This is a genomic window from Caulobacter sp. SL161 (assembly GCF_026672375.1).
GTDB lineage: Bacteria > Pseudomonadota > Alphaproteobacteria > Caulobacterales > Caulobacteraceae > Caulobacter.
The window spans coordinates 3,278,677-3,298,523 of the sequence record NZ_JAPPRA010000001.1 but is presented as its reverse complement, the minus strand read 5'-3'; the positions used below and the strand labels follow the sequence as shown (position 1 = coordinate 3,298,523).

Annotated in this window: 18 protein-coding genes; 15 read left to right on the top strand and 3 right to left on the bottom strand. The window is 68.2% G+C overall.

Going from position 1 to position 19,847, the window contains the following annotated elements:
* Window positions 1-11 precede the first annotated feature (11 nt).
* Entirely contained in the window at window positions 12-1,427 is a 1,416-nt protein-coding gene (gene murD / locus OVA11_RS16230) for a UDP-N-acetylmuramoyl-L-alanine--D-glutamate ligase (RefSeq protein ID WP_268068296.1), read from the top strand.
* Window positions 1,428-1,430: 3 nt separating this feature from the next.
* Window positions 1,431-3,287, top strand: coding sequence for a chloride channel protein (locus OVA11_RS16225; protein WP_268068295.1), 1,857 nt, complete (start codon window positions 1,431-1,433; stop codon window positions 3,285-3,287).
* Window positions 3,288-3,290: 3 nt separating this feature from the next.
* Here OVA11_RS16225 and OVA11_RS16220 read toward each other — a convergent pair whose 3' ends face one another.
* Both OVA11_RS16220 and OVA11_RS16215 read right to left on the bottom strand, forming a co-directional pair.
* A complete protein-coding gene (locus tag OVA11_RS16220) occupies window positions 3,291-4,307 on the bottom strand; it encodes a sensor histidine kinase (protein WP_268068294.1) in 1,017 nt (338 codons plus the stop codon).
* Window positions 4,308-4,408: 101 nt separating this feature from the next.
* Complete coding sequence (locus OVA11_RS16215) at window positions 4,409-4,807, bottom strand: hypothetical protein (RefSeq protein ID WP_268068293.1); 399 nt, start codon at window positions 4,805-4,807, stop codon at window positions 4,409-4,411.
* Between the two features lie 91 nt (window positions 4,808-4,898).
* On the opposite strand from OVA11_RS16215, the gene ftsW reads away from it, so the two are divergent.
* Genes ftsW through OVA11_RS16195 form a run of 4 tightly spaced genes read left to right on the top strand, consistent with a single transcriptional unit; the run spans window position 4,899 to window position 8,080 of the window.
* The gene (gene ftsW / locus OVA11_RS16210; RefSeq protein WP_010920409.1) at window positions 4,899-6,071 is read left to right on the top strand and encodes a putative lipid II flippase FtsW; all 1,173 of its coding nucleotides are present in this window, start codon (window positions 4,899-4,901) and stop codon (window positions 6,069-6,071) included.
* Window positions 6,071-7,156, top strand: coding sequence for an undecaprenyldiphospho-muramoylpentapeptide beta-N-acetylglucosaminyltransferase (gene murG, locus OVA11_RS16205; protein WP_268068292.1), 1,086 nt, complete (start codon window positions 6,071-6,073; stop codon window positions 7,154-7,156). The genes ftsW and murG overlap by 1 nt, the downstream gene beginning before the upstream one ends.
* A 56-nt stretch (window positions 7,157-7,212) precedes the next feature.
* Window positions 7,213-7,560 (top strand): hypothetical protein, encoded by a 348-nt coding sequence (locus tag OVA11_RS16200; protein WP_268068291.1) that lies wholly within the window; start codon window positions 7,213-7,215, stop codon window positions 7,558-7,560.
* The gene (locus OVA11_RS16195; protein WP_268068290.1) at window positions 7,550-8,080 is read left to right on the top strand and encodes a PIN domain-containing protein; all 531 of its coding nucleotides are present in this window, start codon (window positions 7,550-7,552) and stop codon (window positions 8,078-8,080) included. Before OVA11_RS16200 ends, OVA11_RS16195 begins: the two co-directional genes overlap by 11 nt.
* A 1-nt stretch (window position 8,081) precedes the next feature.
* Here OVA11_RS16195 and OVA11_RS16190 read toward each other — a convergent pair whose 3' ends face one another.
* On the bottom strand, window positions 8,082-8,591 hold the full coding sequence (locus tag OVA11_RS16190) for a hypothetical protein (RefSeq protein ID WP_268068289.1): 510 nt from the start codon (window positions 8,589-8,591) through the stop codon (window positions 8,082-8,084).
* Here OVA11_RS16190 and murC point away from each other — a divergent pair.
* The 9 genes from murC (at window position 8,590) to OVA11_RS16145 (ending at window position 19,827) form a co-directional block, all read left to right on the top strand.
* On the top strand, window positions 8,590-10,008 hold the full coding sequence (gene murC, locus OVA11_RS16185) for a UDP-N-acetylmuramate--L-alanine ligase (RefSeq protein WP_268068288.1): 1,419 nt from the start codon (window positions 8,590-8,592) through the stop codon (window positions 10,006-10,008). The two genes, OVA11_RS16190 and murC, sit on opposite strands and share 2 nt — an antisense overlap.
* Window positions 10,005-10,910 (top strand): UDP-N-acetylmuramate dehydrogenase, encoded by a 906-nt coding sequence (murB, locus tag OVA11_RS16180; RefSeq protein ID WP_268068287.1) that lies wholly within the window; start codon window positions 10,005-10,007, stop codon window positions 10,908-10,910. The genes murC and murB overlap by 4 nt, the downstream gene beginning before the upstream one ends.
* A gap of 206 nt (window positions 10,911-11,116) precedes the next feature.
* The gene (locus OVA11_RS16175) at window positions 11,117-12,520 is read left to right on the top strand and encodes a M20/M25/M40 family metallo-hydrolase (protein ID WP_268068286.1); all 1,404 of its coding nucleotides are present in this window, start codon (window positions 11,117-11,119) and stop codon (window positions 12,518-12,520) included.
* 222 nt (window positions 12,521-12,742) lie between these two features.
* A complete protein-coding gene (locus tag OVA11_RS16170) occupies window positions 12,743-13,717 on the top strand; it encodes a D-alanine--D-alanine ligase (RefSeq protein ID WP_268068285.1) in 975 nt (324 codons plus the stop codon).
* Complete coding sequence (gene ftsQ / locus OVA11_RS16165; RefSeq protein ID WP_268068284.1) at window positions 13,686-14,594, top strand: cell division protein FtsQ; 909 nt, start codon at window positions 13,686-13,688, stop codon at window positions 14,592-14,594. The genes OVA11_RS16170 and ftsQ overlap by 32 nt, the downstream gene beginning before the upstream one ends.
* A gap of 30 nt (window positions 14,595-14,624) precedes the next feature.
* Window positions 14,625-15,950, top strand: coding sequence for a cell division protein FtsA (ftsA, locus tag OVA11_RS16160; protein ID WP_012640521.1), 1,326 nt, complete (start codon window positions 14,625-14,627; stop codon window positions 15,948-15,950).
* A gap of 271 nt (window positions 15,951-16,221) precedes the next feature.
* Window positions 16,222-16,287: a hypothetical protein gene (locus tag OVA11_RS16155; RefSeq protein WP_024265820.1), complete on the top strand. Its 66-nt coding sequence runs from the start codon at window positions 16,222-16,224 to the stop codon at window positions 16,285-16,287.
* Between the two features lie 34 nt (window positions 16,288-16,321).
* Window positions 16,322-17,848, top strand: coding sequence for a cell division protein FtsZ (gene ftsZ, locus OVA11_RS16150; protein WP_268068283.1), 1,527 nt, complete (start codon window positions 16,322-16,324; stop codon window positions 17,846-17,848).
* A 122-nt stretch (window positions 17,849-17,970) separates the two neighbouring features.
* Entirely contained in the window at window positions 17,971-19,827 is a 1,857-nt protein-coding gene (locus tag OVA11_RS16145) for a M61 family metallopeptidase (protein ID WP_268068282.1), read from the top strand.
* Window positions 19,828-19,847 lie beyond the last annotated feature (20 nt).

Below are 19,847 nucleotides of genomic sequence, written 5' to 3'. Positions count from 1 at the left end.
GTGGCGTACTGATGATCCCCGTCCGCGGTTTCGAGGACAAGACCGTCGCTGTGTTCGGCCTGGGCCGAACCGGCCTGACGGCGGCGCGCGCCTTGATCGCGGGGGGCGCCAAGGTCGCCCTGTGGGACGAGAAGTCCGCCAGCCGGGAGGCGGCCGCCGCCGAAGGTTTCCCAGTCGTCGACCTGCAGGCCGCCGACTGGAGTCAGTTCGCCGCCCTGATGTTGTCGCCGGGCGTGCCGCTGACCCATCCCAAGCCGCACTGGACCGTCGAGAAGGCCAGGGCCGCCGGCGTCGAGGTGCTGGGCGACGTCGAGCTGTTCGCCCGCACGGTGAACGCTGCTCCGGTCCACAAGCGCCCCAAGATCATCGCCATCACCGGCACCAACGGCAAGTCGACCACGACCGCCCTGATCGGCCACCTTTGCGCTTCGGCCGGGCGTGACACCCGGGTCGGCGGCAATATCGGCCTGGGCGTGCTGGGCCTTGAGGACATGCACGGCGGCGCGGTCTATGTGCTGGAGCTGTCGTCCTACCAACTGGACCTGACCTCAAGCCTGAAGCCCGACGCGGTGGTGCTGCTGAACATCTCGCCCGATCACCTGGACCGCCACGGCGGCATGGACGGCTACATCGCCGCCAAGCGCCGGATCTTCCTGAACCAGGGCAAGGGCGACACCGCGATCATCGGCGTCGACGACGCCTGGTGCCAGCAGATCTGCACCGAGATCACCGCCGCCAACCGCCGCACGATCTGGCCGATCAGCGCCGGCAAGGCGATGGGCCGGGGCGTCTATGCGCTGCAAGGCGTGCTCTATGACGCCACGGGCGAGCGCGTGGTCGAGGTCGCCGACATCCTACGCGCCCGCAGCCTGCCCGGCCGGCACAACTGGCAGAACGCCGCCGCCGCCTACGCCGCGGCGCGGGCGATCGGCATCTCGATGCAGGACGCCGTCGACGGCCTGATGACCTTCCCGGGCCTTGCGCACCGGATGGAGACGGTCGGCAAGATCGGCAAGGTCCGCTTCGTCAACGACAGCAAGGCCACCAACGCCGACGCCGCGCGTCAGGCGATGTCCAGCTATCCTAAGTTCTACTGGATCGCCGGCGGCGTGGCGAAAGCCGGTGGCATCGACGACCTGAAGGACCTCTTCCCGCGCATCGCCAAGGCTTATCTGATCGGCGAGGCCGCCGAGCCGTTCTCCTGGACGCTGGCCGGCAAGGCCGAGTGCGTGCTGAGCGGGACGCTGGAGAAGGCGGTGCGACAGGCCTATGCCGACGCGGCGGCCAGCGGCGAGGAGGCGATCGTGCTGCTGTCGCCGGCCTGCGCCTCGTTTGACCAGTTCAGCGATTTCGAGGCCCGCGGCGAGGCGTTTCGCGCCGCCGTAAACGGGCTGACGGCGGGCGGCGGCAAGGCCGCTGTCGCCTAGGCGATGACCGAACCGGCTGAGGCCCCCGAACCGGAGTCCGCCAAGGCCGCTTCGCCTCCCTGGCGCTCTGTTTTGCGTGTGGCGGCCATCGATCGCGCGCGTTTGCGCGAGGCCGGTCGCCAGGCCCTGCCATGGTTGGCCTGGCTGCGCCGCCGGACGCGCTCCTCCGAACTCTGGGTTATCGCAGTGGCGACGGTCGTAGGCCTAGTGGCCGGCGCCTTGGCGGTCGCGCTGGGCGCGCTGGCGCACGGGACCCAGGTCGCGATCTTCAATTTCGATCCTAATGAACGCCTGTCGGCCCAGGCCATGATCGAGCCCTGGCGGCTGCTGGCCATTCCTCTGGGCGGGCTGGTGCTGGGTCTGTTCACGGCTGCGGTCCTGCGTTTTCGCCCCAACCACGCCGTCGACCCCGTCGAGGCCAACGCCCTGCACGGCGGGCGGCTGTCGATCCGCGACAGTCTGATCATCTGCGTGCAGACCCTGATCTCGAACGGCTCGGGCGCGTCGGTGGGGCTCGAGGCGGCCTACGCCCAGGCCGGCGGCGCGACAGCATCCTGGGTGGGGCAGAAGCTGAACCTCCGCCGAGGCGATCTGCGGATTCTGGTCGGCGCGGGGGCCGGCGCGGCGATCGCGGCGGCGTTCGGTGCGCCGCTGACCGGCGCCTTCTACGCGTTCGAGATCGTCATCGGCGCCTATACGGTCGCCAACATCGCCCCGGTGGCGGCGGCCGCCCTCGCCGGGGTTATGGTGGCCAAGGCCCTGGGCTCCACGCCCTATCTCCTCAAGACCTCAGTGGTCGCCATTTCGTCTCCAGCCGACTACGCGCTGTATGGCTTGCTGGGTCTGCTGGCCGCCTTCTTTGGCGTGGCGCTGATGCGGGCCGTGGCGGTGGCCGACCGGTGGGCGATCAAGGCGCCCCTGCCGCGCTGGTCGAAGCCCGCGATTGGGGGCGTAGCGCTCGCCGCTCTCGCCCTGGTGACGCCCCAGACCTTGTCCGGGGGCCACGGCGCGCTGCACCTGGATCTCAACAGCGACCTGCCGCTGAAGGTGCTGCTGGTGCTGATCCTGATGAAGGCGGTCGCCTCGATCGTGTCACTGAGCTCGGGCTTCCGGGGCGGCCTGTTCTTCGCCGCCCTGTTTCTGGGCGCGCTCATGGGGCAGGCCTTCGCCCTAGTGGTGAACATGACCACGGGGACTGTGCACCTCGACCCGATCGCAGCCTCGCTGGTCGGCATGGGCGCTCTGGGCGTGGCGATTGTCGGCGGGCCCTTCACCATGTCTTTCCTGGTGCTGGAGGCGACGGGCGATTTCACCGTCACCGGCGCGACCCTGGCCGCCTCGCTGATCGCCAGCGCCGTGGTGCGCGAGACCTTCGGCTATTCGTTCTCGACCTGGCGGCTGCACCTGCGCGGCGAGACGATCCGCAGCGCCCACGACGTCAGCTGGATGCGCAATCTTACCGCCGGCAAGATGATGCGTCGCGATGTGAAGACGATCGCGGCCGGCACGAGCCTCGCCGAATTCCGCCGCCGGTTCCCGCTGGGCTCGACCAAGCGGGCGGTGCTGACGGACGAGACGGGGCGCTACGCCGGCATTGTCGCCACGGCGGCCGTCTATGCCGAGCCGCTCGAGCGCGACGCCACGGTGGCGGCCCTGGCGGCTCACACGCGCGTGGCCCTGGCGCCGGAGTTGTCGATCAAGGCGATCATGACCGCCTTTGACGAGACCGGCGCCGACGAACTGGCCGTAGTCGACGAGGGCGGGGAGGTCATCGGCCTGATCACCGAGGCCCACGTCACCCGCCGCTACGCCGAAGAACTGGAGAAGGCCCGCCGCGAACTCACCGGGGATACGGGGTGAGGCTCACCCCAGCGGCATGAACGCGTCGTTCTTGTCCAGGGCCGAGAGTGGTGATCGGATGGAGCAACGCAGGCCGTCGCGGCGATAGTCCAGGTCGACCTTGCCGCCCAGCTCGTTAGGCAGGGCCAGTTCGACGATCCGCGAGCCAAAGCCCCGGCGCTCGGGTGGGCGCACCGTGGGGCCGCCGCGCTCGGCCCACTCGATCAGCAGCTGGTCGTCCGGATCGACCGACCAGTGGATGTCGACATGGCCGTCGGGCGCCGACAGGGCGCCGTACTTCAGCGCGTTGATCGCCAGTTCGTGGAACGCCAGGGCCATCACGACGGCCGGTTTGGGGGAGACCTTCAGGTCATCGCCGCTGATGGTCAGCTGTCCGGGATTGGCGCGATAGGGCGTCACTGAACCATCGACGATCTGGCGCAGGCTGGCGGCGGACCAGTTCTGGTCGGTCAGGACGTTATGCGTGGCGGCGATCGCCATCAAGCGCCCTTCCAGCGCGTCGCGCACCGAGGCGTCCACACCCGCGTTGCGCAGGGACTGGTTGGCGACCGACTGGACCGTGGCGAGAGTGTTCTTCACCCGATGGTTCAGCTCATTGACCAGCAGCTGCCGATGGCTCTCCGCCAGGCGCTCGCCGCTGACGTCGCGTGAGGTGGCCAGCACGCGAATGACGCGGCCGCCTTCGAGAATCGGCGAGACGGTGGTGTCCCACCAGCGGGGCGCGCCCTTGGCCGTCGGGCAGGGGGCCCGGAAGGCCACGGCGTTGCCGGCCATGGCCGCGCGCAGAGCCTGCTCGACGGTGTCGCGACTCTCGAGCGGCCACATGTCAGGCCAATACTTATGGCGATTGCGCCCCTCGAAATCCTCGATCTCAAGCAGGAACTTGCCCTGGGCGTTCATGTATTCGAGATAGCCGTCGGCGCTGATGACGCGAATGCAGTCCTGGCTAGCCTCGACCACGCTGAGGAAGTAAGCCCCAGCGCCCTCCAGAACAGTCTTGTCCGATGTTTCTTCGGCCACGCCACGTCCCTGCCTGAGAGGCCAATGATCACGCCATGCGCGAAGAATACAAGCGCCGGTTTGACGTGCGCGTCCTTTTCAGGACGCTCGGGGGATAGACTTCAGTCGAAGAGTTCAGCCAGTTCCTCGAGCAGAGCTTCGCGCCAGCCTTCGAGATTGGCCACGCTCCGCGCTCGGTCGAGAACGCCGCGCGCCTTCTCCACCTCGTCGGCGTCCGCTTCGTCGACGGTTTCCAGCGCCTGAAGCGCCTCGTGCGCTACCTCGTAACCGCCCGAGGCGACCAGCTCGACCAGCAGGGCGACATGGTCGGAGCAGTCCACGAAGCTCAGCGCATGGACCAGGCGCGCGCGCTTGTCGGCGAGGTCGGGGCGCTGGATCAGTTTGACAAGCACCGCGTCCAGGCCCGGCGTTCCGGCCTGGGCCAAGCGCAAGGCCAGGGCGTTGCGCTGCTCGGCGTCGGTGATGGTTTCCAGCTGGCGGAGGTCGTCGGAGGAGGCCATGGCTTCCTATTCCCGCGCTTTTCGCCGCATGTCCACGGGGTTAGACCAGCCTGGCAAGGTTTGATTAACCCTCCGACCCGACTCTCCGCCCATGGCCTCCAACGCGACCCACGCTTTCGCCCGCACCGACCGCACCGCGCTCGGCCTGTGGTGGTGGACGACGGATCGCTGGCTGCTGGGCGCGACGGCGCTTCTGGTGACGCTGGGCATGCTGCTGTCGTTTGCGTCGAGCCCGGCTGCGGCGCAGCGGATCGGCATCGACGACCAGTTCCACTTCGCCCTTCGCATGTGCTTTTTCGCCACCGCCTCGTCGGTGCTGATGTTGATCACCTCGATGCTGTCGCCGCGGGACATCCGCCGCGCCGCGTTCTTCATCTATCTTGGAGCGATCGCCGTGATGATCGCTCTGCCGTTCATCGGCCACAACGCTAAGGGCGCGACGCGCTGGCTGCAGTTCGCCGGCTTCACCCTGCAGCCGTCGGAGTTCATGAAGCCGGCCCTGATCGTGTTGGTCTCGTGGATGTTCGCCGAGGGGCAGAAGGGCGAGGGCGTGCCCGGCGTCTCGATCGCCTTCCTGCTTTATTTCATCGCCGTGGCCCTGCTGCTGATCCAGCCCGATGTCGGCCAGACCGTGCTGATCACCATCGCCTTCGGCGCGGCCTTCTGGATGGCCGGGGTGCCGATCTCGTGGATCATGGGGCTTGGCGGGGTGGCGCTGGCGGGGCTGGGGTCGACCTATTTCCTGTTCGACCACGTCCATGCGCGCGTGCAGAAGTTCCTCAGCCCCGACCAGGCCGACACCCACCAGATCACCCGCGCCGCCGAGGCCATCCGCGCCGGCGGCCTCTTTGGACGCGGGCCGGGCGAGGGCGTCATGAAGCGCCACGTGCCCGACCTGCACACCGACTTCATCTATTCGGTGGCGGCCGAGGAGTACGGCCTGATCTTCTCCTGGTCGCTGATCGGCCTTTTCGCCTTCGTCGTGGTGCGTGGACTTTACAAGGCCATGAAGCTCAATGACCCGTTCGAGCAGGTCGCGGCGGCCGGATTGTTCGTTCTGGTGGGCCAGCAAGCGCTGATCAACATCGCGGTGAACTTGAACATGATCCCAACCAAGGGCATGACGCTCCCGTTCATCAGTTACGGGGGCTCCTCGATGCTCGCGATGGGACTAACGCTGGGCATGGCCCTGGCCTTGTTGCGCAAACGCCCCGGCGCCTATGGCGCGAGCGGCGAGTTCGGCTTCGGTCGCGCGGACGCCTGATGAGCAAGCTGGCTGTCGTCGCCGCCGGGGGAACCGGCGGCCACATGTTCCCCGCCCAGGCCCTGGCGGAGGCGCTGGCCGCGCGCGGCTGGCGCGTCGTGCTGGCCACCGATGATCGCGGCGCGCTGTACGCCGATAAGTTCCCAGCCGAGGAGCGCCTGGCGCTGTCGGCTGCGACGGCCAAGTCCAACGACCCGCTGGGCATGATCAAGGCCGGCTTCACGGTCATGCAGGGCGTGCTTGAGGCCCGGGCGGCGTTCAAGCGGCTGGACCCGGCTGTCGTGGTCGGCTTCGGCGGCTATCCGGCCTTGCCGGCCCTGCTGGGCGCGCTGTCGCAAGGCCGCCCGACCGTCATTCACGAACAGAACGCGGTGCTGGGCCGCGTGAACCGTTTCCTGGCCCCGCGCGTCAATGAAGTGGCCTGCGCCTTCCCGACGCTGGAGAAGGCCGCGCCCGCCGTGAAGGCCCGCGCCCACGTGGTCGGCAATCCGGTGCGCCCGCCCGTGCGCGCCCTCTACGACGTGCCCTATATCGCGCCTGAGGTGCAGCTGCGCCTGCTGGTCACCGGCGGCAGCCAGGGCGCGCGCCTGCTGTCCGAGCTGATCCCCGAGGCCGTGGCCAAGCTGCCCGAAGAGATGCGCGGCCGGCTGAAGGTGTTCCAGCAGGCTCGCGCCGAGAGCATGGAGCAGGCCCGCAAGACCTATCGCAACGCCATGGTGGAGTGCGAGGTCGCGCCGTTCTTCCGCGACATGGCCGGCTATCTGCGCCAATCGCACCTGGTCATCGGCCGCTCGGGCGCCTCGACCTGCACCGAGCTGGCGGTGGCCGGCCGGCCGTCGATCCTAGTGCCGCTGAAGATCGCCGCCGACGACCACCAGCGCTTCAACGCCCGCCTGCTGGAAGAGGCCGGCGGCGCGGCCGTGTGCCTGGAGGACGAACTGACCGTCGACGTGATGGCCGCCGCCCTGAAGGCCCTGCTGTCCAAGCCCGAACGCCTGGAAAAGATGGCCGCCGGCGCGCGGTCAGCGGCCAAGCCGAACGCGGCGGAGGAGCTGGCGGATCTGGTGGAGAAGACGGCGCGGTGAGCGCATTTGCCTCGTAGCTACAGAAGGCGTATATTCTGTAGAAACTGGAGGCCGCCATGCCCAGTCGATCCACCCACCTTGACGACAACACCGATGTCTTGATCGTCAAGACGGCGAAGCTGGAGGACCGCAATCCGTCGCAGATCATGGCGGCGGCTGTGCGCTGGTACCTTCATCTGACGCCGGGCGCACGTGACGCGATGAGGCGGATCGAGGCGACCGGCCCCTCCGCCGTCGAGGAGGCGAGTTGGGCGTTGAGCCGGGTCTTGCTCGAACGCGAGTATGAGGCCCTGGTCCGGCAAGGTGCGGGGGCCCTGCGAACCGACCTGCCTCCCGACGCCTCCGAAGACGACATCATGGCGGAAGCGGTTCGGATGACGCGGCGGCCGACGCGTGCCGATTAGGCTCTGCCTGGATCTCAACGTATGGCTGGGCGCGGTGCTGTCGGAGAGGGCGGGGCGCAAAGACACCGCCGCGCAGCTGTTGGTCCAAGCGGTGCGATCCGGACAATCGGTGCGCGGACCTGTGGCGTCGGTCATCTCTTGGGGCATGCTGAACCGATACCGTCAGGTGCTCATCGGCGCGGGCCTTGAGCGCGATCATGCCAACCGGTTGGTCGAGGTCATGGCGACGATCGCGCGGGACGGTCCTTCGCTGACCCTGGGGGGCGTCGGGGTCCTGCCTCTGGAAGACGAGGAGGATCGCCACGTTCTCGAGACCGCTGTGGCTGGTCGCGCGGACATGCTGGTGACGCACAACCTGCGGGATTTCGTCGGCCAGGATGTGCGGACCCTCGTGGCGGACCGCTACTACGGCTTCGAGGCTGCGGCCGCGAAGCTTTTGGTGGTTCATACCTATGACGCTGCGGCCTGGATCCGGGGGGAGGAGCCGCCAACCGAGGTCGCGGCCTTCCTGGATCCTTAGGTCACGGCTCCGCGCCCGTCTCGATCAGCGGGCGGCCGATCCGCACCGCCTCCTCGATGCTGCTCGCCACCGGGACCTTGGCATAGGGCTTCCAGCCGTCGCAGACGACCTTGGCGACCGCCTCTTCAGCGCTACCGGCGGGCAGGGGCTGGGCCGGACGGAGCGCGCCGGTCACCGGGCCCTCGCGCCCGCCCGCCCGGATGCTGCCGAAGCCCGCATGGGCGATGGTGCGGGCGTCGCAGTCAATCACCTCGTGCCGCCAGCCGCCCCAGAACTCTTCCGCGCCGGCCTTGAAGCCGCCTTCGGTCACCTGCAGCACGCGCAGTCGCGCGGTGCGGCCCGTCCACTGGACGCCGCCCATATCGACGTACATCGCAAAGCGCCCGACATCGGCCAGGCGCAGCTCAAGCGGGGCGGGGGAGGCGGTTTGGGCGAGCGCCGGGGTTGTCCACACAACCAGCGCCAACAGGGCGTTTCGCGTCGCGCGGAATTGGTCTAATCGGCTTTTCATGATCCAGCGTCGACGCCCCGTACCCTTCGAACTCGGCCCCGTGCACTTCATCGGCATCGGCGGCATTGGCATGTCCGGCATCGCCGAGATCATGCTGCGCATCGGCTACACCGTTCAGGGCAGCGACGCCAAGGCCAGCGCCAACACCGAGCGGCTGGAAAAGCTGGGCGCGCGCATCTTCATCGGCCATGACGCCGCCCACGTCGAGGGCGCGTCGGCCATCGTCTATTCGACGGCCGTGAAGGCCGACAATCCCGAGATGGTCGCCGGCCGCGACAAGCGTCTACCCCTCGTCAGGCGCGCCGAGATGCTGGCCGAGCTGATGCGCCTGCAGTTCTCGATCGCGGTGGGCGGCACGCACGGCAAGACCACCACCACCTCGATGGTCGCCACCCTGCTCGACGCCGGCGGTCTGGACCCCACGGTCGTCAACGGCGGCATCATCAACGCCTACGGCACCAACGCCAAGGTCGGCGAGGGCGACTGGATCGTCGTCGAGGCCGACGAAAGCGACGGCTCGTTCCTGCGCCTGAAGTCGACGGTGGCCATCGTCACCAATATCGACGCCGAGCACCTGGACCACTGGGGCGACTTCGAAGCCGTCAAGAAGGGCTTCCAGGACTTCATCCAGAACATCCCCTTCTACGGCTTCGCCGCCGTCTGCACCGACCATCCCGAAGTGCAGGCCCTGACCGCGCGGATCGAGAACCGCCGTCTGGTGACCTACGGCACCAACCCGCAGGCCGAGGTGCGGGTCTCCAACATCGCCATGGGGCCCGAGGGCGCGACCTTCGACATCGTGGTGTCGCCGCGTGACGGCGCGGTCGTCCGCTATGACGGCCTGAAGATGCCGATGGCCGGCCACCACAACGTGCTGAACGCCGCCGCCGCCGTGGCGGTGGCCCGCGAGCTGGGCGTTGACGCCGAAGCCATCGCGCGCGGCCTGGCCGGCTTTGGCGGGGTCAAGCGCCGCTTCACCACCACCGGCGTGGCCAACGGCGTCCGCGTGGTCGACGACTACGGCCACCACCCGGTCGAGATCGCCGCCGTGCTGAAGGCCGCCCGCGCGGTGTCGACCGGCAAGGTCGTCGCCGTGGTCCAGCCGCACCGCTACACGCGCCTGCGCGACCTGATGACCGAGTTCTCAAGCTGCTTCAACGACGCCGACACGGTGATCGTCGCCGACGTCTATACGGCCGGCGAGCAGCCGATTCCGGGCGTGGATCGCGACGCCCTGGTCGCGGGGCTCAAGAAGTTCGGCCACCGCCGGGCCCTGCCGCTGGAGAACCCGACGGCCCTGCCGCGCCTGATCGCCGCCGAGGCGACCAGCGGCGACCTCGTCGTTCTGCTGGGGGCCGGCGATATCACGACTTGGTCCTACGCCTTGCCGGGGCAGCTGGAAGCGCTGGCCAAGTGAGCTGGAAGGCAAACCTCCCGACCGTCCGCGGCAAACTGCTGATCGACGAGCCGCTGGCGCCGTTCACCTGGTTTCGGGTCGGTGGTCCGGCCGACGTGGTGTTCCTGCCGGCCGACGAGCAGGACCTGTCGGATTTCCTCAAGGCCCTGGACCCGAGCGTTCCGGTCATGGCGATCGGCGTCGGCTCCAACCTGCTGGTCCGCGACGGTGGCGTCGAGGGCGTCATCATCCGTCTGGGCAAGGGCTTCAACACGGTCGAGGCCCTGGGCGACAATCGGATCCGGTCCGGCAGCGCCGTGCCCGACGCCATCCTGGCCCGCAAGGCGGCCGAGGCCGGCATCGCGGGGCTGGAGTTCTATGTCGGCGTGCCCGGCACGATCGGCGGCGCGGTGATCATGAACGCCGGCTGCTACGGCTCCGAGACCGTCAATGTGGTCAAGTCCGTGCGCGTGATGGACCACGCCGGCGTCGTCCGCGAACTGAGCGTCGAGGACCTGCACTACACCTATCGCCACAGCGCCCTGCAGGACGGCGAGCCGGTGATCGTGCTGGACGCGATCTTCGAGGGGACGCCGGACGCGCCCGAGGCGATCAAGGCCCGCATGGCCGAGATCACCGCCCGCCGCGAGACCACCCAGCCGATCCGCGAAAAGACCGGCGGCTCGACCTTCAAGAACCCGCCGGGTTACTCGTCCTGGAAGCTTGTCGACGAGGCCGGCTGGCGCGGAAAGCCCTTCGGCGGGGCGATGTTCTCGCCCCTGCACTGCAACTTCCTGATCAATACTGGCGAGGCGACGGCCGCCGACCTGGAAGGCCTGGGCGAGGCCGTGCGGGCCGACGTGCTGGCCAAGACCGGCGTCCAGCTGGACTGGGAAATCAAGCGGATCGGGCGCGCGGGGTAGGGCGGCCAAATCCTCCCCTGTGAAACGGGGGAGGTGTCGGCGAAGCCGACGGAGGGGGCGAGCTGGAGGTTGGCCGAACTGGCCCCCTCCGGCCCTCTGGGCCACCTCCCCCGCATCGCGGGGGAGGATCTGATCCCCCCAACCCCATTGCTGACTCCCCGTGGCGCGAACCGGTGTTATGACTCCCGCGCCTTTGGGGAGACTCCTTGCTCATGTTCCGTCGTCTGTTGATTGCTTCCGCCGCCTTCGCCCTTGTTTGCGGCGCTGCGCACGCCCAGGACCTCAAGACCGCCGAGGCGCTGCGCGACAAGGCCCTGCGCGACTATCTGGCCTGGGACATCACCGAGGACCTGACCACCAATATCGGCCCGCGCCTTGTGGGCTCGCCGGCCATGGCCAAGGCGAAAGACTGGGGCGTCGCCAAGCTCAAGGCGCTGGGCTTCACCAACATCAAGGTCGATGAGTTCGCCAAGCCCTCTTGGAGCCGGGGCGAGGAGAGCGCCGAGCTGGTCGCGCCCTACGCCATGAAGCTGGGCGCGGTGGGCCTGGGCCGCACCGTCTCGACGCCGGCCGGCGGTCTCGAGGCCGAGGTGGCGCTGTTCAAGACCTTCGCCGACATGATGGCCGCGCCCGAAGGCGCGCTGAAGGGCAAGATCGTGGTGATCACCCAGCCGATGGTCCGCACCCAGAACGGCGCCGGCTATGGCGTGGCGGGGATCTCGCGCCGGGTGGGCCCGGTCGAGGCGGCCAAGCGGGGCGCGGTCGCCATGCTGATCCGCTCGATCTCGACGTCCGACTCCACTGTTCCCCACACCGGCGGCACCGCCAACGGCGAGGGCGTGGTGACCATCCCGGCGGCCGCTATAGGCGTGCCCGAGGCCGAGCAGCTGGAGCGCCTGGCCGCCCGCAAGGTCCCGATGCGGGTGAAGCTCAAGCTGGAGTCGAGCGTCAACCCCAACAACGTGGCCTGGAACATCTCGGGCGACATCAAGGGCTCGGAAAAGCCGGATGAGGTCATCGTCATCGGCGGCCACCTGGACAGCTGGGACGTGGGCACCGGCGCGCTGGACGACGCCACCGGCATCGCCATCACCACGGCTGCGGCCAAGCTGATCGGCGACCTGCCCAAGCGTCCCAAGCGCACGATCCGCGTGGTCATGTGGGGCTCGGAAGAGAGCGGCGGCTCGTCGGAGGCCTATCTGGCCGCGCACAAGGACGAACTGACCAAGATGGTCCTGGCCGGCGAGAGCGACACGGGCGCGGACCGCATCTACAGCCTGCAGGTGCCGGCGGGCTCGCTGGACCATCCGGTGGTCAAGGCCGCCGCCAGCGTGCTGGCCCCGCTGAAGATCTATGTGGATCGCACGCCCGCCGCCGGCGCCGGCGCGGACGTCGCCGGGATCGAGCGGGCCGGGGTTCCGGTCATCAACCTGAACCAGGACGCCAGTCGCTACTTCGACTACCACCACACCATGGACGACACGCTGGACAAGGTTCGCCCCGACGAACTGGCCCAGAACGTCGCCGCCTGGGCGTCGCTGGTCTATCTGGTGGCCGACAGCGACGTGGACTTCCGCGCGCTGAAGCCGGCGGCTCCGGCGGCGAAGTAGGCGTCGGTCTAGGTTCCAAACCGACATCATCCCGGAAGCCTCGCAGAGGCTGTCCGGGACCCAGGGGCTGACGGCAATGCGGTGGCCCCTGGGTCCCGGCTCTGCGCGCTTCGCGCTTGGCCGGGATGACATGACTTGGTTCAGCGTCTTGCGGTTGGCAGGCGCGCTCGGGCTGACTAGGAGTGGCTGAACGTCGCAGCCTTCCAAAGAGTCTCCCGGAAAATGACCCAGCAGCCCCAAGCTGACGCCCCTTTGGCCGGCCGCCACATCGCCGTCCTGCTCGGCGGCCCCTCGTCGGAACGCAAGGTCAGTCTGGTGTCGGGCGCGGCCTGCGCCGACGCGCTGGAGAGGCTGGGCGCCAAGGTCACTCGGATCGATCCGGGTCCGGACGTGGCCCAGGTGCTGACGGCGACCAAGCCGGATATGGTGTTCAACGCCCTGCATGGCGAGTGGGGCGAGGACGGGTGCGTGCAGGGCGTTCTGGAGACGCTGAAGCTGCCCTACACTCACTCAGGCGTGCTGGCTTCGGCCCTGGCGATGGACAAGGCCAAGGCCAAGGCTGTGCTGGCCGCGGCCGGCGTCACAGTGCCGGGTGGCGGCCTTTTCAACCGACACGATGTCGCGCGCGACCATGTGCTGCAGCCCCCCTATGTCGTGAAGCCGAACGCTGAAGGCTCGTCCGTTGGCGTGTTCATCATCAAGGAAGGCGCCAATCGTCCGCCCGAGGAGGTCGGTGCGCCGTCCTGGACCTTCGGCGAAGAGGTGATGGTGGAACCCTACATCCAGGGGATGGAGCTGGCGGTCGCCGTTCTGGGTGAGTCAAATGGTCCCAGGGCGCTGGCGGTGACCGATATCCGTGCATCCACAGGTTTTTACGACTACGAAGCCAAGTACTCCGAAGGCGGTTCAATCCACGTCCTGCCGGCCCCAATCCCCAATGCTGTAAGGGATCGCGCCATGCGTATGGCCGAGCTGGCCCATACCGCTCTTGGTTGCCGAGGGGTAACCCGGTCGGACTTTCGTTATGACGACATTAACGACCTTCTGGTCCTTCTAGAGGTCAACACGCAGCCCGGCATGACGCCGACCTCGCTCGCTCCCGAGCAGGCCGACCACGTCGGGATCCCGTTTGACCAGTTAGTTTTGTGGATCGTGGAGGACGCTTATGCCCGCTGTAGTGCGGGGGGGACCGCCTAAGCCTAGGCGACCCCGGGCCGAAGCGCCCGCAAGTCCGAGTAAAGGTAAGCCGGCGCCCCGCAAGGCTCAGCCGGCTGCGAAGCTGCACGCCGCGCGCGGCGTGGGCTTGTCGCCCACGGTGGCCCTCAGCGTGGCCGGCGCGGCCCTGGGTCTTGGTCTTGTGGTGATGCTCGCGACCGGCCATCGCGCCGAGCGCCTCGGCGCGTCCATGGCCCGCGGCGTCGACAATACCTTCGCCTCCGCCGGCTTCAGGCTGAAGACCGTCCATATTCGCGGCGCTTCGGCGACCGCCCAGGCCGATATCCTCAAGGCTTCGGGCCTGTACCTGGACCAGCCGACCCTCGGCATGGACCTCGCCGACGTGCGGGACCGCGTCCAGGGCGTGGGCTGGGTCAAGGACGCCAAGGTCGTGCGCATGCTGCCCGACACCGTGTTGATCGCGGTTGAGGAACGGCCGGCTCTGGCGGTCTGGCAGAACCATGGCCGCATGAAGGTCATCGACAGCGAAGGCCAGGTCATCACCGAGGCCGATCCGGCGCGGTTCCCGCAACTGCCGTTGGTGGTGGGGCAGGGCGCTGATCAGGCCGCCGGCCTGATCCTGCCGGCCGTCGCCTCGCGTCCGCGCCTGCGCGACCGGCTGGAAGCGATGGTCCGGGTGGACGAGCGCCGCTGGGATCTGCGGCTGAAGGACGGCTCGCTGATCCAGCTGCCGGCCATCGACGAAGAATCCGCGCTGATTCAATTGGATCAGCTCGACCAACGGCAGCGAATCCTGGACATGGGTTTTGCGCGGATTGATCTGCGCGACCCCGAAATGGTGGCTGTGAGACCCCGCGACGCGGTGCTGCCCGGGCAGCCTGCGGCTGACGGGGCGTAAGTGACGTGATGGGCTGAGGTGGCAATAGCGATGTCGCGAATGGAGGATCGGAAACAGGCCCGTGAAGGCCTGAAGGCGACGCTCGTGCGCCAGCCCGCCATCGCGGCCGTCGATCTGGGCGCGTCGAAGGTGACGTGCTTCATCATGAAGGCTGATGGCGTCCACCGGGATAACCGCACTCTGACGACCGCGGGTGTGGGCTATGTGCAGTCGCGCGGCGTGCGCGGCGGCGCGATCGTCAATCTGGACGAGGCCGCCCAGGCGATCGCCCAGGCCGTGGAACGCGCCGAGACCGTGGCCGGCGTCAGCGTCCAGGGCGTCAGCGTCTGCACCGCCGGCGGCCAGCTGGCCAGCCACCGCGTGCACACCCAGGTCTCGCTGGGCGCCCGTCCGATCGGCGACGGCGACCTGTCGCGCGCCATCGCCTCGGCCCTGGCCCAGGTCCGCATTCCGGGCCGCAAGCCGATCCACCTGCTGCCCATCGCCTGGTCGGTCGACGGTCAGCGCGGCATCCGTGATCCCCGCGCCATGTTCGGCCGCGCCCTGGGTCTGGAGCTGCTGGTGGTCTCGGTCAACGAGAACATCTTCCATACCTTGGCCCACTGCGTGGAGCGCGCTCACCTGTCGTTCGAGGGGATTGTCGCTGCGCCCTTCGCCTCGGCCCTGGCGGCCCTGGAAGAGGACGAGATGGATCTGGGCGCCGTCTGTATCGACATGGGCGGCGGCTCGACCTCGGTAGCCGTGTTCAACAACGGCGCGCTCTGCCACGTCGACAGCCTCGCCGTCGGCGGCGGTCACGTGACCCAGGACATCGCGCGCGGCCTTCAGACCTCTGTGGTCGGCGCCGAGCGCATCAAGACCCTGCATGGCAGCGCCATCGCCTCGGCCAACGAGGACCGCGAGATGATCGAGGCGCCGCCGCGCGGCGACGATCCGGGCGCGGGTCCGGTGATCGCCCCGCGCAGCTTGCTCAAGGGTATCATCCAGCCGCGCGTCGAAGAGACCCTGGAACTGCTGCGCGAGCGCCTGAAGGCCTCGGGCGCGCCGGTCGAGCCGGGCGCGGGCATCGTGCTGACCGGCGGCGCCAGCCAGCTGGCTGGTGTGCGCGAAGTGGCCGTGCGCGTGTTCGACCGTCCCGTGCGCCTGGGGCGTCCGCGCCGGGTGCCGCATCTGGCCGACGCCGCCTCGGGCCCGGCCTTCTGCGCCGCCGCAGGCGTGCTGCACCGCACCGCCTTTGGCCCGCGCGAGGCGGTCTCGTCCAAGGCCCTGGCCGGCGGCGTGGCTCGCAAGCGTCCCATCGACCCCAACGCCAGCCCGATGGCCAAGGCGGCCGCCTGGCTGCGCGACAATCTCTAAGCCGCGACAAAAGCGCGCGAAGTCTTAAAGCGTGAGTAACACTACAGTTTAACTTTTAGGGCCCGGTCGAGCGTCTTGACCGGGCCTTTTGCTGCCTGGAAGCGGCTGTAGACGGAGGTTTTGAGCCTCAGCGGCGTTCGGTCGCACGCGCCTGTGGATCCCCGTAGGACCTTTGGTTCATTGGGGGATTCTGTTGATAGGCCACAATTTATCCAACGGCCCCGCTCGACCAGACCACGACTCAGATTATGCAGTTAACTGCCGATTAACGATGGTGGTTGTTCTGTTAACACGATCGTCGAGGCATCCCCGGCGATTGGGTGTCGCCGAGGTCTAATTTGACGATTTCGGCGTAAGGACGCGAGGGTCCCATGGCTATTTCTCTTTCCGCGCCGCGCACGACCGAGCTGAAGCCGCGTATCGTGGTCTTCGGGGTCGGCGGCGCTGGCGGCAACGCCGTGAACAACATGATCGAGGCGGGCCTCGAGGGTGTGGAGTTCGTGGTGGCCAATACTGACGCTCAACAGCTTCAGTTCGCCAAGACGGACCGTCGCATCCAGTTGGGCGTGCAGATCACTCAAGGCCTGGGCGCTGGCGCGCACCCCGAGGTGGGCATGAGCGCGGCCGAAGAGAGCTTCCCGGAGATCGGTGAGCATCTCGACGGGGCCCACATGGTCTTCATCACCGCCGGCATGGGCGGCGGTACCGGCACCGGCGCGGCCCCGATCATCGCCAAGTGCGCTCGTGAGCGCGGCATCCTGACCGTCGGCGTCGTAACCAAGCCCTTCCACTTCGAAGGCCGTCACCGCATGCGCCTGGCCGACAGCGGCATCCAGGAGCTGCAACGCTACGTCGACACCCTGATCGTCATTCCGAACCAGAACCTGTTCCGCGTCGCCAACGAGCGCACGACCTTCGCCGAAGCCTTCGGCATGGCCGACCAGGTGCTGCACTCGGGCGTTCGCTCGATCACCGACCTGATGGTCCTGCCGGGCCTGATCAACCTCGACTTCGCCGACGTCCGCACGGTCATGACCGAGATGGGCAAGGCGATGATGGGCACCGGCGAGGGCACCGGCGAAGACCGCGCCCTGATGGCCGCTCAGAACGCCATCGCCAACCCGCTGCTGGACGAAGTCTCGCTGAAGGGCGCCAAGGCCGTTCTGGTCAACGTGACCGGCGGCATGGACATGACCCTGCTGGAAGTCGACGAGGCCGCCAATGCGATCTCCGACCAGGTCGATCCGGAAGCCAACATCATCTTCGGCGCGGCCTTCGATCCGTCGCTGGAAGGCGTGATCCGCGTGTCGGTGGTCGCCACCGGCATGGACGGCGCCTCGATCGCCCAGATCGAGCCCAAGCCCGTGTCGCGCAACACCTCCGCCGCCCCGCTGATCGCCGAGACCTCGCGTCCCGCGCCGCAGCCCGAGCCGGCCCGCCCGACCGCCCGCTACGAAGCCGCGCGCCCGGTCGAACGTCCCGTGGCTTTCGCGCCCGAGCCCGCGCCGGAACCCGAGATCGTGATGTCGGCCCCCCAGCCTGAGCCGGAGGCCGAGCTTTACTACGACGAGCCGACCGTAGCTGAAGACCCGCGTATTTCCGCGGCTCCGGCCCGGCCGGTGAACCGCATCGTCGATCCGCTGGTCGATGACGCCGCCGACGAGCCGCTGTTCCCTGAGAACAACTACTACGAAGAGCGTCGTCCTCAGAAGCAGGGCGGGTTCTTCTCGATGTTCGGCGGCGGTCGTCAGCGCTACGAGCAACAGGCCTCCGCGCCGCAGCCCCAGGCCCGCTCGGCCCAGAGCGCGCGTCCGCAGCTGCAGCCGATCGAGGCGCCTCAGGCCGATGACGCCGAGGATCTGGAGATCCCGTCGTTCCTGCGCCGCCTGGCCAACTGAAAGACCGACAAGACCTGACGAAACGCCCCGGGATCGCTCCCGGGGCGTTTTGCTTTTGGTGCTCGCCTTGCGACTCTCGCCGGGGTTGGCCACAGTTCGCCCCGCGATCGCGAGGGGAAATCATGCGTAAGCTTCTGCTGGGCCTTTCGGCCTTGACCTTGGCCACGGCCAGCGCGGCGGCCGCGCAGGACCCAGGGCCTGCAGCCCCTGTGCAGTACGAAGTCGCCTTCCCGAACGCCACGCACCGCGAGGCCCGGATCACGGCGACGTTCCGCAAGGTCCCCAAGGGCGTCCTGCAACTTCGGATGTCGCGGTCGTCGCCCGGGCGCTACGCGATCCACGAGTTCGCCAAGAACGTCTATCAGGTCACCGCCGTCGACGGCGCAGGCAAGCCGCTGAAGGTCGAGCGCACCGAGCCCTACGGCTGGTCGGTTTCGGGGCACGATGGAACGGTCAAGGTCACCTACACCCTCTATGCCGATCGCGGTGACGGGACCTATTCGCAGATCGATACGACCCACGCTCACCTGAACATGCCGGCGACCTTCCTGTGGGCGGTCGGTTATGACGACAAGTCGATCCGCGTTCGCTTCGAGCGCGCCGATCCCAGCTGGAAGATCGCCACCCAGCTGCCTCCGGTGGCGGGCCAGCCCGACAGCTTCTGGGCGCCGAACCTGCAGTACTTCATGGACAGCCCCACCGAGCTCAGCGCCATGACCATGCGCGAGTGGAAGGTGACCGACAAGGGACGTGATTACACCTTCCGCCTAGCCCTCCATCATCCTGGAACGGAGGCGGATGCTGACACCTTCGCCGAGAAGCTGAAGGCCATCGTGCCTGAGCACATCAAGGTGTTCGGCGAGCTGCCCAAGTTCGACTACGGCGAGTACACCTTCATCGCCGACTACATGCCGCAGATCACCGGTGACGGGATGGAGCATCGCAACTCCACCTTCATCAGCCAGCCGCGGTCGTTGTTCCGGGGCAATTTCAGCCAGCTGGGCACGGCCAGCCATGAGCTGTTCCACGCCTGGAACGTCGAGCGCATCCGTCCGGCCGAGCTGGAGCCGTTCGACTTCACCAAGGCCAATCCGACGCCGTCCCTGTGGCTGGCCGAGGGCTTCACCCAGTACTATGGCCCGCTGCTGATCCGGCGGGCAGGACAGTCGACGACGGACGAGTACCTCGCCGGTCTGTCCAGCACGCTGAACGGCGTGGTCAACGGTCCGGGCCGGCTCTATGGCTCGCCGCAGGAGATGAGCCTGCGTGCGCCGTTTGTCGATGCAGCCGCAGCGCTGGATCCGGTCAATCCGAACATCTTCACCTCGTACTACCCGTACGGCGCGGTGATCGGTCTGGCCTTGGACCTGCAGCTGCGCGGACGCGACAAGCCGCTCAGCCTCGACGACTTCATGAAGCAGATGTGGCGCGCCCATGGCGTCACCGAGAAGCCCTACACGCCCGCTGACGTCCGCGCCGCCCTGGCCAAGACGACGGGAGACCAGGCCTTCGCCGACGCCTTTTTCAAGGCCAGCATCGAGGGCTCGGCCCTGCCGGACTTCGCGCCGCTGCTGGAGCGGGCCGGGCTCAAGCTCCGCCCGAAGGCCCCCAAGAAGGCTTGGCTGGGCGCCGCGCGCGTCAAGGTCAGCGGGACGGAGCTGCTACTGGACGCCCCGCCGGCTCCCAATAGCCCGCTCTACGGCGCCGGGGTCGAGGTCGGCGACCGGATCATCAGCATCGGCCGCTTCGTGTTCGCCAACGAGAGCGACTGGATCGACGCTCTGGATCGCCTCAAGCCGGGCGAGGCGACGACCGTGACCTTCTTCCAGCGCGGCCAGCTTCGCCAGGCCCCGCTGACCATCGCCGCCGACCCGACGCTGGAGGTGGTGCGCTTCGAGAAGGCCGACCTCAAGCCGACCGAGGCGCAGTTGGCGTTCCGCAAGGCCTGGCTGGGCGCCGAGATCGAAGCGGCGAAGTAGGGTGCGCCGCGCCGACCCGA